This is a genomic window from Pseudomonas lundensis (genome assembly GCF_001042985.1).
Lineage (GTDB): Bacteria > Pseudomonadota > Gammaproteobacteria > Pseudomonadales > Pseudomonadaceae > Aquipseudomonas > Aquipseudomonas lundensis.
On the sequence record NZ_JYKY01000027.1, the window covers coordinates 1 to 13058 of the forward strand.

The window sequence follows — 13058 nt, forward strand, 5'->3', positions numbered from 1 at the left end:
GGCTCGCTGATGGCCTCTTCGCCTTTGAATGCCAGCACCGAAAAGGGCTGGTCGCTGCCCATGAGGGTCAGCTGGAAGCGGGTTTGGCGGCTAACGGTGGACATCCTTGGTTCCTCAGAAACTGAGGGTGCGCCTCATCATGAAGCCACCCCTCGGCAAAGGAGGTAAACGCTAACGGATACACCGTCATAGCCTTTGTAGGAGGATTCCTAAATTTCTAAAAGAACGGCGCCAATCTCTGCTACAAACCCTCGGCCGTGCTTTCACAAAACCTTTTTGACAGCCCGGCAATCGCGCAGGTTAGAATCGCTGGCACGCAAACTGCTAGATCGGTATGCGCCCTGCCTTTGAGTTTTCTGGAGTACTGCCTTTGAATGCGACGACCATCAACAGCCTGTTCTTGATCGGCGCGTTGCTGGTGGGTGCAAGCATTCTGGTGAGTTCCCTGTCTTCCCGCCTGGGGATCCCGATTCTGGTGATCATTCTGGCCGTGGGCATGGCTGCTGGCGTCGACGGCGGCGGCATCATTTTTGATAACTACCCGACGGCCTATCTGGTGGGCAACCTGGCGCTGGCGGTGATCCTGCTCGATGGCGGCTTGCGAACCCGGGTTTCCAGTTTCCGCGTTGCGCTCTGGCCCGCGTTATCGCTGGCCACGGTCGGGGTGATGATTACCACCGGGCTGACCGGGCTGATGGCCGCCTGGCTGTTCAACCTGAACCTGATTCAAGGCTTGCTGATCGGCGCCATCGTCGGGTCCACCGATGCCGCGGCGGTGTTCTCCCTGCTGGGCGGCAAAGGGCTGAACGAGCGGGTGTCGGCCAGCCTGGAGATCGAATCCGGCAGTAACGATCCGATGGCCGTGTTCCTCACCGTGACCCTGATCGACATGCTGGCCAGCGGCGAAACCAGCCTGCACTGGAGTTTGCTGCTCAATTTGCTGCGTGAGTTCGGCATTGGCGGCACCATCGGTCTGGCGGGCGGCTGGATGATGCTGCAACTGGTCAACCGCATAAACCTGGCCAACGGCCTGTACCCGATTCTGGTCGTGGCGGGCGGCCTGGTGGTGTTTGCCCTCACCAACGCACTGCACGGCAGCGGCTTCCTCGCGGTGTACCTGTGTGGCCTGGTGATCGGCAACAGCCCGATCCGCAGCCGCCACGGCATTTTGCACATGCTCGACGGCATGGCCTGGCTGGCGCAGATCGGCATGTTCCTGGTGCTGGGCTTGCTGGTCACGCCTCACGACTTGCTGCCCATCGCGGTCCCGGCACTGGCCTTGGCGTTGTGGATGATCCTGTTCGCCCGCCCGTTGTCCGTGCTCGTGGGCCTGCTGCCCTTCAAAGCCTTCCACTCCCGTGAAAAAGCCTTTATTTCATGGGTCGGGCTGCGCGGCGCGGTGCCGATCATTCTGGCCGTGTTCCCGCTGATGGCCGGGCTGGCGAATGCGCAGCTGTATTTCAACCTCGCGTTCTTTATCGTGCTGGTCTCCCTGTTGGTGCAGGGCACCAGCCTGCCGTGGGTCGCCAAACTGCTGAAAGTGACCGTACCGCCCGACCTGGCCCCCATCTCCCGCGCAGCCCTTGAGGTTCACGTGACCAGTGAGTGGGAGTTGTTTGTGTACCGTCTGGATGCACAAAACTGGTGCATCGGTGCCGCCTTGCGAGAACTGAAAATGCCCGAAGGGACGCGTATCGCCGCGCTGTTTCGCGGCCAGCAACTGCTCCACCCGTCGGGCAGTACGACCCTTGAAATTGGCGATTTGCTCTGCGTGATCGGCCACGAACACAACCTGCCGGCCCTCGGCAAACTGTTCAGCCAACCGCCGACCCGTGGTCTGGACCTGCGCTTCTTCGGTGACTTCGTGCTTGAAGGCGACGCCCATCTGGGCGCGGTATCGGCGCTGTACGGCCTCAAGCTCGACGGGATCGACCCCAACTTGCCGCTGAGCAGTTTCATTGCGCAGAAGGTCGGCGGTGCGCCCGTCGTAGGCGACCAGGTGGAATGGAACAACACCATTTGGACCGTGGCCGTGATGGACGGGAACAAGATCGCCAAAGTGGGCGTCAGATTCCCCGAAGGAAGTGCCCCGGGTCCGGGGTTGTTCCTCTAAACTGCCCACTTCTGTCCCTCGTATGACCGGAATCTATGCCCACTCTGCGCACGTTTTTCGCCACCGTCCTGCTCGGCCTGAGCCTTTGTGTGGGTTCGCTTCAGGCGGCTGAACCCCTGACCGCAGAGTCGGTTCAGCAAAGCCTGGATAAAATTGCCGATCGAAAGCTGCCCGACGCCGACCAAAAGGCCCTGCAAGCGGTCCTCGAAAAGACCCTTGCCCAGTTGGCCAACAAGGCGGAATACGAACAGAGCCTGAGTGAGGTCAAGCAACTGCTCGGCACCGCGCAGCAGCAAACCCTCGAAAACCAGCGCGAACTGACGCGACTCAAAGCCAGTACTGTCGTGCCGGTGGCCCAACGCTATAAAAATCTGAGCGTGCCCGAGCTGGAGCAACTGGTGGCGGATCGCACCACGCAGCAGGGCGAACTGCAAAAAGCCCTGGCCAGCGCCAACAGCATGACCATCGCGGCCCAAACCCGACCTGAGCGGGCGCAGGCCGAAATCAGCACCAGCCAGACGCGCATCCAGCAGATCAACACCACCCTCAAGCTGGGCCGCGATAACGGCAAGTTGCTGACCCAGGATCAGCGCAACCAACTCACCACCGAGGCGGCTGCCCTCACCTCGCTGATAGCGTTGCGCCGTCAGGAACTGGCGGGCAACAGCCTGCTGCAAGACCTCAGCGGCAGCCAGCATGACCTGCTGCTGGAAAAAACCGCGCGCCAGGACCAGGAGATTCAGGAGCTGCAAACCCTGATCAACCAGAAGCGTCTGGCGCAATCGCAACAAACCGTGACCCAGCAATCGCTGGAAGCGCAAAAGTCTGGCAGCAGCAGCCTGCTGGCCACCGAGAGCGCGCTCAACCTCAAGCTTTCAGACTACCTGTTGCGCAGCACCGACCGCTTGAACGAAGTCACGCAGCAGAACCTCGAAACCAAGCAACAACTGGACAACGTCACCCAAAGCGATCAGGCGCTGGATGAGCAAATCAGCGTGCTGAAAGGCAGCCTTCTGCTGTCCAAGATCCTCTACAAACAGAAACAAGCGCTGCCGCGTCTGCAAAGGATGGACAAGAACCTGGCGGACGAAATCGCTGACATCCGCTTGTATCAATTCGAGATCAACCAGCAACGCGAACTGATCAGCAACCCGGTTACCTACGTGGACAACCTGCTCAGCACGCAACCGGCCGATCAAGTCACCCCGCAACTGCGCAAAACCCTGCTGGAACTGGTGGGCACCCGTGGCGAACTGCTGGAGCGCCTGAACCGCGAACTGAGCGCGCTGCTCAACGAAACCATCACCCTGCAACTGAACCAGAAGCAGTTGCTGAGCACCGCCCAAAGCCTGCGCGCCACGCTCGATGAGCAAATGTTCTGGATCCCGAGCAACAAGCCGCTGGACCTGGAATGGCTCGAAACCGCCCCGCACTACCTCAAACAGCAACTGCTGACCTTGCCCTGGACTTCCGGCCTGAGTGAGCTTCGCGATGGCCTGGCCCAGCGCCCGTGGCTGTTTTCACCACTGGCATTGCTGATCGTGGCCCTGCTGTGGAAACGCCGTTACCTCTACGGCAAGTTGAACAAAATCCATCAGGACATTGGCCACTTCAAACGTGACAGCCAATGGCACACGCCGATGGCAATCCTGATCAATGTCCTGCTGGCCATGCCGATTTCGCTGGCCCTGGCTTTGTGCGGCTATGCGTTGCAAACCGATGCCCGGGGCATGAACGCCAACCTCGGCGCGGCGCTGATCCAGATGGCCCAGGCCTGGCTGGTGTTTTACACCGCCTACCGCATCCTGGCGCCGGGCGGCGTGGCGGAGCTGCATTTCCGCTGGGAAAAACCACTGGTGGCGTTCCTTCAGCGCTGGGTGCGCAAGCTGGGCTTTGTGGTACTGGCGCTGGTGGCCGTGGTGGCATTTGCCGAACAGCAACCGGCCGCGCTGGCCGACGACGTGCTGGGCATCGTAATCGTGCTGAGCTGCTACGCCGCCATGGCGTGGCTGCTGTGCCGCCTGCTGCTCAATGATTTCGAAACCGAGAAAAAAGCCTACCGCCTGCGCAAACTGCTGGGCTTCGCTTTTGCCCTGCTGCCGCTCGCCCTGTTTGTGGCCGTGTGCTTCGGCTACTACTACACGGCGCTCAAGCTCAGCGACCGTCTGATCAACACGCTTTACCTGCTGATGTTCTGGCTGGTGGCAGAAGCCGCCTTTGTGCGCGGGCTCGCCGTGGCGGCCCGCCGTCTGGCTTATCAACGCGCACTGGCCAAACGCCAGGCCGCCAAGGAAGCCGGCGAAGGCAACGAGATCATCATCGAAGAACCCACGCTGGACATTGAACAGGTCAACCAGCAATCGCTGAGGCTGATCCGTCTGGCGCTGCTCGCAGCGTTTGTCGGCGGTTTGTACTGGGTGTGGGCCGACCTGATTTCAGTGTTTTCGTACCTCGACAACATCACCCTCTACGAATACACCAGCGGCACTGGCGCCAACGTCAGCATGGTGCCGATCAGTATTGGCGACATGATTGGCGCACTGATCATCATCGGCATCAGCATCGCCCTGGCGCGCAACCTGCCGGGGCTGCTGGAAGTGCTGGTGCTGTCGCGCCTCGATCTGGGGCAAGGCAGCGCTTACGCCACAACCACCTTGCTGACCTACGTGATCGTCGGCGTGGGCTTTGTCGCCACCCTGTCGACCCTCGGCGTGAGCTGGGACAAGTTGCAGTGGCTGGTGGCCGCGCTGTCGGTAGGCCTGGGCTTCGGGATGCAGGAGATTTTCGCCAACTTCATCTCCGGCATCATGATCCTCTTCGAGCGCCCGGTACGGATTGGCGACACCATCACCATCGGCAACCTCTCCGGCACCGTGAGCAAAATTCGCATCCGCGCCACGACCATTACCGACTTCGACCGCAAGGACATCATCGTCCCGAACAAAACGTTCATCACCGGTCAATTGATCAACTGGTCGCTGACCGACACCGTCACCCGTGTGACCCTGAAACTGGGTGTCGATTACGGCTCCGACCTGGACCTGGTCAAACAGCTGCTGCTCAAGGCTGCGCAAGAAAACCCACGTGTGCTCAAAGACCCGGAGCCGCTGGTGTACTTCCTCAATTTCGGCCAAAGCACGCTCGACCACGAACTGCGTATGCACGTGCGCGATCTGGGCGACCGCAACCCGGTGATTGACGAGGTCAACCGCTTCATCAACCGCGAGTTCAAAAACCACAGCATCAACATCTCGTTCCAGCAGATGGAGGTGTACCTCAAGAACTTGCAGGGCCAGGAATACAAACTGGTGCCGGTCGGCCCTGAAGTGCCGCAAGCGCCGAACACGCCCGACTCGCCGCCGCGACTGGACAAGCCCGACGCGCCCAAAACCCTGTAAGCGCCCAAAGCTGCGATCGGGCCCGCCGGGATCTCCTTAAAACGGGTGGCCCGGCACCCCGTCGCCGCCCGCTGCAGCGACGCCATTCATTTATGTGGGAGACGGCCATTGAAAGCCCTCGACGAACTGACCTTCGACAACCGCTTTGCTCGCCTGGGCGACGGGTTTTCGACCCACGTCCTGCCCGAGCCCATCGACGCGCCACGCGTGGTAGTGGCCAGCCCATCGGCCATGGCACTGCTTGATCTTGACCCGGCCGTGGCCGACGACCCGGTCTTCGCGCAGCTGTTTGGCGGCCACACCTTGTGGGCCGACGCCGAACCGCGCGCGATGGTGTATTCCGGCCATCAATTCGGCTCCTACAACCCGCGCTTGGGCGACGGCCGCGGCTTACTGCTGGGCGAGGTCTACAACGACGCGGGCGAGCATTGGGACGTGCACCTCAAAGGCGCGGGCATGACCCCCTACTCGCGCATGGGTGACGGCCGTGCCGTGCTGCGTTCGTCCATTCGCGAATTCCTCGCCAGCGAAGCGCTGCACGCGCTGGGCATCCCCAGCAGCCGTGCGCTGTGTGTGATCGGGTCCGACACCCCGGTGTGGCGCGAAAAACAAGAACGCGCAGCGATGGTGCCACGGCTGGCGCCTAGCCATATCCGCTTCGGGCATTTCGAATACTTCTATTACACCCAGCAACCGGAACAGCAAAAACAGCTGGGCGAACACGTCCTGGCCCTGCATTTCCCGGAATGTCTGGAGCAACCGGAGCCCTACCTTGCGATGTTCCGCGAGATCGTGGAGCGCAATGCTGAACTGATCGCCAAGTGGCAGGCCTACGGGTTTTGTCATGGCGTCATGAACACCGACAACATGTCGATCCTGGGCATTACCTTCGACTTCGGGCCGTTCGCCTTCCTCGACGACTTCGACGCCACATTCATCTGCAACCATTCCGACCATGAAGGGCGTTACGCCTTCAGCAACCAAGTGCCCATCGGCCAATGGAACCTCAGCGCGCTGGCTCAAGCGCTGACGCCGTTCATCAACGTCGAGGCCTTGCGTGAAACCCTCGGCCTGTTCCTGCCGCTGTATCAAGCCCATTACCTGGACCTGATGCGCCGCCGTCTGGGCCTGACCACGGCTGAAGACGGGGATCAGGCGTTGATCGAAACCCTGCTGCAACGCATGCAAGGCAGCGCCATCGACTACACCCTGTTCTTGCGCCAACTGGGTCAGCTCCCGGCAGCCCAGGCCGTGGCCCGCCTGCGGGATGACTTTGTCGACCTTAAAGGCTTTGATGAATGGGCGGCGCACTACGTGGCCCGGGTCGCACGTGAAGGCCACACCGACGAACAGGCGCGCCGCGAACGCATGCACGCCGTCAACCCGCTGTACATCCTGCGCAACTACTTGGCGCAAAAAGCCATCGACGCCGCCGAGTCCGGGGACTACAGCGAAGTTCGCCGGTTGCACACCGTCCTGACGCAACCCTTCACCGAACAACCGGGCATGGAAGCCTACGCCGAGCGGCCCCCTGAATGGGGCAAGCACCTGGAGATCAGTTGCTCGTCATGAACCCGATCAATGCGTGACAGGACGTCCCGCTCACTCGCGCCCTCACCGTGTCACTGGCAGGTTGAGCATTCATCTGCTGAACTTGCACGCCATTGGCCTGGAGCCGCTGACGAACAGCGCAAGCGTGAGCGCGTCGTGATCCATTTTTTAAAGGAGCTACCCCATGACTGACCCGCTGCTGATCCCCTGCCCTCACTGCAACGGCCTGAACCGCATCCCCGCCGCGCGCGTGGGCGAGCATCCCAAGTGCGGACGCTGCAAAAATGAGGTGCTGCTGAGCAAACCGTTCGACCTGAATCAGGCCGATTACGTCAGTCAGATCAAAGGCGATTTGCCGTTGCTGCTGGATGTGTGGGCCCAGTGGTGCGGGCCGTGCAAGTCGTTTGCACCGGTGTTTGAGCAGGCGGCCAGTCAATGGGTCGGCAAGTGCCGTCTGGCCAAGCTCGACAGCGAGGCCAATCCGCAACTGGCCGGGCAACTGGGCATCCGTTCGATCCCCAGCCTGATTCTGTTCAAGAACGGCCGGGAAATCGCCCGCCAAAGTGGCGCCTTGCCGTTACCTCAACTCAAAGCCTGGCTCCACAGCCAGGGCCTCAGCGTTTAAGCGTTCTGGTCCAGAAAGTCGTGCAGCTCGATAAATTGCTGGGTCAGCTTGTGCCGGGGGTCGTAATGCACCAGCGGCTGGCTGGCCTGGTGCGATTCGCGCATGCGCACAGAGCTGCTGAGGTAGACCGGCAACACCGGCAAGCCCTCTGCTATCAGCTCATCCAGCATTTGCTGCGGCAGGCTGGCACGGGCCTGAAACTGGTTGACCACGATGCCTTCGACCAGCAGGTCTTCGTTGTGGTCGTCTTTTAGCTCTTCGATCTCGGACAACAAACCGTACAGGGCTTGCCGGGAGAAACTGTCGCAATCAAACGGGATCAATACGCGATCACTGGCGATCAACGCCGATACCGCATAAAAATTCAAGGCAGGCGGGGTGTCGATGTAAATGCGGTCGTAATCCTCTGCCAACTCATCCAGCAGTTTTCGCAGTTTATTGATCTTGTGCTTGGCTTCCAGCTTGGGCTGTAGGTCCGCCAGTTCTGCGGTGGCCGTGATGACGTGCAAGTTTTCGAAAGGCGTTTCGTAAATGTCGACCCGATTTTTCTTACTCCCTACCCCGGCGGACAAGGTTTGCTTGAAGAACTCTGCGATGCCCATCGGGATGTCGTCGCCGGTCAATCCGGTGAGATATTGAGTGGAGTTGGCCTGGGCATCGAGATCCACCAACAGGGTTCTGTAACCCTCGCTGGCGCTGACGGCCGCCAGGTTGCACGCGATGCTGGACTTGCCCACACCGCCTTTTTGATTGAACACCACGCGACGCATTTGAAAACCTCCGTGTATCAATGAGAGCCCGAGTGTAGATGCCCTTCGCGCGTATCCGCTACCTCGCAGCGAAACGAACTACAGCTCTAGGTCGCTTATCTTCGAATACCCGCAAATATCTCCTATTCCTGTGACAGTCTTGCCTGACTCATAGACCAATACTGGCAAAAAGACAGTGTCTTTTTTGTAGATCGCGAAAAAACCATACTCAAACTGTAAGCAATATTTGCTACCAGCTAACTGCACCGGGATAATGCCGCCCATCTGTTACAGGTGTGGCGTCGGTCGATGCTCACTTTCGCATCAAGGAAGCCTGCAAAGGCGGGATGAACTCCAGTGATCAATTTCAATATCGCCGCGTGGCGTGCCTGGGCTCCGGGCCTCGACAGCGTGGCCGATTGGCAGGCCTGGAGCCAGCAACCCAGCCTGTTGGCCGCCAGCGGTGCAGCCCCCGACGTCTCGTTTTTACCCGCCATGCAACGCCGCCGCTTGAGCCGTCTGGCACGCATGGCGTTCAGCGTCGGCTGGCCACTGGCTGAAGGCCACCCTGCGCTGCCGCTGGTGTTTGCCTCGCGCCACGGCGAAACCCCGCGCACGTTCGAGATCCTCAGCGACCTCGCGGCCGAACAGCCCCTGTCCCCCACGCAGTTCAGCCTGTCGGTGCATAACGCGGTGATTGGCCTGTGGTCGATCCTGCGTGGCGAAACCAGCGAGATGACGGCGCTGGCCGCCGCCGGGGATGGCCTGGAACACGGCCTGATTGAAGCCTGCGCACTGCTCAATGAGGGCGCGCCCGCCGTGTTGCTGGTGATTACCGAAGAACAACCGCCCGAAGCCTACGCCTGCTGGATCGATGACGTGCCCTTCCCCTATGCCGTGGGCCTGCTCCTGACCCCCGGCACACAGTGGCAAGTGACTCTGGAGACGGGCCCGGCAGACGCCGAACACGCGCCGTGGCCTCACGCCCTGAACCTGCTGCGCCACCTGTTCGACGAGCAGGCCTCATTCCAACACGCCTGGAAAACCCGCGTATGGACCTGGCAACGCAACCTGTGAGCACGCGCCGCGATGCCTGGTGCTGGCGCCTGATTGCCACGGCGATCAGCTTCGGCCTGTTCGGTCTGGGCTGCCTGGGCCTGCGCCTGATTATTTTCCCGCTGCTGAGCGGCCTGCCCGGCACTGCCGTTCGTCGCCGTGAACGCGCCCGCGCCACCGTCAGTCGGCTGTTCTGGCTGTTTATACGCTCAATGGCGCGCATGGGCGTGCTGACCTATGACGTGCAAGGTGCCGAGCGACTGGGACGGCCGGGGCAAATGATCATTGCCAACCACCCGTCGCTGATCGACGTGGTTTTTTTGATCGGCCTGGTGAGAAACGCCAATTGCGTGGTCAAACAGAGCCTTTGGCAAAACCCGTTTACCCGCAGCCCGGTGCGCGCCACGCAATACATCAGCAATGACGGCAGTGTCGACATGCTGGACAACGCCGCCCAGGCTTTGCAAGAAGGCCAGACACTGATCATTTTTCCTGAAGGCACACGCACGCCGCCGGGGCACACGCCCGCCTTTCACCGTGGCGCCGCCTCGATTGCACTGCGGGGTGCGAAGGTCCTGACCCCGGTGATTATCAAGGTCAGCCCGACCACGCTGACCAAGGCTGAACCCTGGTATCGCATCCCGGATCGCCGCGTGCACTTCAGTTTTCGCGTGGGGGCCGATATAGACCCACACACCTTTGCCGCGCTGGGCCCGCCACCCAAGGCCTCGCGACTGCTCAATGACTTCGTGCATGACTACTTTATTAAGGAGCTCGCCACAGATGAGCGATCTGAACACGCAAATTAAACAACTGATCATCGATGCCCTGGGCCTCGAAGACATCACCCCCCACGACATCGACGACGAACAGACCCTGTTCGGCGAAGGCCTCGGGCTGGATTCGGTCGACGCGCTGGAGCTGGGCCTGGCCATTCAAAAGACCTACGGCATCAAAATAGACGCCGACGCCAAAGACACCCGCGATCATTTTTCCAACGTGGCCAGCCTTGCGGCTTTTGTCACTGCCAAACAGGCCGCCTGAGACCGAACCATGCAAACCCGTGACGACATCTTCAACACCCTGCGCGACGCTCTGGTCGAACTCTTCGAGCTGGAACCCGAGCGCGTCACCCTGGACGCCAACCTGTATCAGGACCTGGAAATCGACAGCATCGACGCCGTCGACCTGATCGATCACATCAAGCGCAAAACCGGCAAAAAAATCGCCGCCGACGAATTCAAGTCAGTGCGCACCGTCAATGACGTGGTCGAGGCGGTTTACCGTCTGGTTCACGCGCACGCATGAGTCGCCTGATTGGCCTTGGCCTGCTGCTGGCCGGTCTGCTGTACCCCTTTGCGGTGTATTTCGGCATGGCCCATTTCGCCCCGTGGCAGTTTGCGCTGTTGCTCGGCGGCCTGTGGCTGGCCCGCGCACTGACCGGCGAACGTCGCCCCGGCAGCCTGTGGATGGCGGTGGTCGCCCTGGCGTTTTGTGCGCTGCTGGCGCTGTTCAACAGCCCGACGCTGCTGCGCTGGTACCCGGTGTTGATCAGCGGCTTCATGCTCAGCCTGTTCGGTGTGAGCCTGAAATTCGGGCCACCGGTGATCGAGCGTCTGGCGCGCCTGCGCGAGCCGGTACTGCCTGACATCGCGATTCACTACACGCGACAGGTGACCAAGGTCTGGTGCCTGTTTTTTTTGCTCAACGGGTTAGTCGCAGCTGGGTTGACGCTGTGGGCGCCGCTGAGCTGGTGGACGTTGTACAACGGCCTGATCGCCTACGGGTTGATGGGGCTGCTGTTTGCCATTGAATGGCTGATACGACAACAGGTAAGAGGCCGGGCATGAATTGGATAAAACTTGAGCAGTTGTTGCTCAAGGGGCACGCAGGACGCACCGTCGCCGTTGAACCCGCATTGGACCACGCCGCCCTGTGCGAACAGGCCTTGCGCCTGGCCGGCGGCCTGCAACAACGCGGCGTGCAGCGCATTGCCGTGTACCTGGAAGACGCCGCCGAGCTGGCCGTCACCTTGCTGGGCGCGTGGCGGGCCGGGGTCAGCGTGTTATTACCCGCCGACCTGCAAACGCACACCCGTCAACGCTGGGACGCTGACGTCGACCTGTGGATAACTCAACACAGCGAGCTGTACGGGTTGTCCGCCGAGCCGCTGACCCCGGCGCCCCTGGACCTCGACGCCTGCCAGCTCAGCCTGTGCACCTCAGGCTCCAGCGGCGCCCCCAAGCGCATCGACAAAAGCCTGCGCCAGATCGCCAACGAAGTGCAGGCACTGCAAGCGTTGTGGGGCGCAGAGCTGGGCGACGCGTGCGTCATCGCCAGTGTCGCGGCGCAACACATCTACGGGTTGTTGTTCCGCGTGCTGTGGCCGCTGTGCGCGGGCCGTCCCTTTGTGCGCCGCCAGTTAGCCTTCCCTGAAGACATGCAACGCGCCAGCCGCGAACACCCTGCTTTCGTCTGGATCGCCAGCCCGGCCCTGCTCAAACGCACCGCTGACAACCTCGACTGGGCCGCCCTGAGCCGGGTGCGCCGGGTGTTTTCATCGGGCGGCGCGTTGCCGGCCGATGCCGCCGCTGCCCTGTTTGAACGCCTGGGCCAGTGGCCCACCGAAATCCTCGGCAGCTCGGAAACCGGCGGCATCGCCTGGCGCCAGGGTCAAACCCTGTGGCAACCGTTTGCCGATGTGCAACTGAGCCAGGGCGAAGACGGCGCCTTGCGCATTGCGTCGGCGTACCTGCCCGTGGGCCATGTCGAACACACCGCCGACGCGGCGCGCATTGAGGCTGACGGACGTTTCACGCTGCTCGGGCGCCTGGACCGCATCGTCAAACTCGAAGAAAAACGCATTTCCCTGCCCATGCTCGAACAGGCACTGGTCAGCCATGACTGGGTGGCCGACGCCCGCTTGGGCGTGGTCAACGAAAACCGGGCTTCACTGGGCGCGCTGCTGGTGCTCAGCGACAGCGGCCTGTTCGCCCTGCGCGAACACGGGCGCCGGGCGCTGACCCACGCCCTGCGCCAGCACCTGAGCCAGCACTGCGAAGCCCTGGCGTTGCCGCGCCGCTGGCGCTTGCTGCGCCAATTGCCGCTCAACAGCCAGGGCAAACTGCCTCAGGCCCAGGTCGATGCCTTGTTAATGGCGCCGCGCCCGAAAATGCCCGAGGTCCTGAGTCAGACCGAAACCGACGGCCAATGGACGCTGAACCTGTCGATCCCGCCGGATTTGGCATTTTTCAGCGGCCACTTCCCCAAAACCCCGGTCCTGCCGGGCGTGGTGCAAGTCGATTGGGCGCTGGCGCTGGGTCAGCAACGGCTCGACCTGCCGCCACGCTTTGCCGGGATGGAAGTGCTCAAATTCCAGCAACTGGTGCGCCCCGGCGACGCCATTGAGCTGACCCTGCGTTTCGACCGCGAGCGTCAGAAGCTGCACTTCGCCTACCGCAACGACACGGCTGCGTGCTCCAGCGGCCGCATCCTGCTGGAGGCGGCCTGTGGATAACGCATCACGTCGCGCCCCCGGTGCCACCCGCTCGCCCACAAGGCTCTCT

Annotated in this window: 11 protein-coding genes; 10 read left to right on the forward strand and 1 reads right to left on the reverse strand. The window is 61.6% G+C overall.

What is annotated here, in order from left to right; genetic code table 11:
• Positions 1 to 370: 370 nt before the first annotated feature.
• From TU74_RS18475 to trxC, 4 genes are all read left to right on the forward strand, one after another.
• Positions 371 to 2113 (forward strand): potassium/proton antiporter, encoded by a 1743-nt coding sequence (locus TU74_RS18475; protein WP_048377299.1) that lies wholly within the window; start codon positions 371 to 373, stop codon positions 2111 to 2113.
• Between the two features lie 35 nt (positions 2114 to 2148).
• Complete coding sequence (gene mscK, locus TU74_RS18480; RefSeq protein ID WP_048377300.1) at positions 2149 to 5511, forward strand: mechanosensitive channel MscK; 3363 nt, start codon at positions 2149 to 2151, stop codon at positions 5509 to 5511.
• 108 nt (positions 5512 to 5619) lie between these two features.
• A complete protein-coding gene (gene selO, locus TU74_RS18485; protein ID WP_048377301.1) occupies positions 5620 to 7083 on the forward strand; it encodes a protein adenylyltransferase SelO in 1464 nt (487 codons plus the stop codon).
• 163 nt (positions 7084 to 7246) lie between these two features.
• Positions 7247 to 7687, forward strand: a complete 441-nt coding sequence (gene trxC, locus TU74_RS18490) for a thioredoxin TrxC (RefSeq protein WP_047281965.1) — start codon at positions 7247 to 7249, stop codon at positions 7685 to 7687.
• On the opposite strand, the gene TU74_RS18495 is transcribed toward trxC, so the two are convergent.
• Positions 7684 to 8457 (reverse strand): ParA family protein, encoded by a 774-nt coding sequence (locus TU74_RS18495; RefSeq protein ID WP_047273037.1) that lies wholly within the window; start codon positions 8455 to 8457, stop codon positions 7684 to 7686. The two genes, trxC and TU74_RS18495, sit on opposite strands and share 4 nt — an antisense overlap.
• A gap of 336 nt (positions 8458 to 8793) precedes the next feature.
• Here TU74_RS18495 and TU74_RS18505 point away from each other — a divergent pair, with 336 nt between their 5' ends.
• From TU74_RS18505 to TU74_RS18530, 6 genes are read left to right on the forward strand one after another with little or no spacing between them, the layout of a single operon-like run.
• Entirely contained in the window at positions 8794 to 9513 is a 720-nt protein-coding gene (locus tag TU74_RS18505; protein ID WP_047291514.1) for a beta-ketoacyl synthase chain length factor, read from the forward strand.
• Positions 9489 to 10301, forward strand: coding sequence for a lysophospholipid acyltransferase family protein (locus TU74_RS18510; protein WP_048377302.1), 813 nt, complete (start codon positions 9489 to 9491; stop codon positions 10299 to 10301). The genes TU74_RS18505 and TU74_RS18510 overlap by 25 nt, the downstream gene beginning before the upstream one ends.
• Entirely contained in the window at positions 10276 to 10536 is a 261-nt protein-coding gene (locus TU74_RS18515; RefSeq protein ID WP_047291510.1) for a phosphopantetheine-binding protein, read from the forward strand. The genes TU74_RS18510 and TU74_RS18515 overlap by 26 nt, the downstream gene beginning before the upstream one ends.
• 9 nt (positions 10537 to 10545) lie before the next feature.
• On the forward strand, positions 10546 to 10800 hold the full coding sequence (locus TU74_RS18520; RefSeq protein ID WP_047273032.1) for an acyl carrier protein: 255 nt from the start codon (positions 10546 to 10548) through the stop codon (positions 10798 to 10800).
• Complete coding sequence (locus TU74_RS18525) at positions 10797 to 11342, forward strand: COG4648 family protein (RefSeq protein WP_047273031.1); 546 nt, start codon at positions 10797 to 10799, stop codon at positions 11340 to 11342. Before TU74_RS18520 ends, TU74_RS18525 begins: the two co-directional genes overlap by 4 nt.
• Positions 11339 to 13009 (forward strand): ApeI family dehydratase, encoded by a 1671-nt coding sequence (locus tag TU74_RS18530; protein ID WP_048377303.1) that lies wholly within the window; start codon positions 11339 to 11341, stop codon positions 13007 to 13009. The genes TU74_RS18525 and TU74_RS18530 overlap by 4 nt, the downstream gene beginning before the upstream one ends.
• The last annotated feature ends 49 nt before the right edge of the window (positions 13010 to 13058 follow it).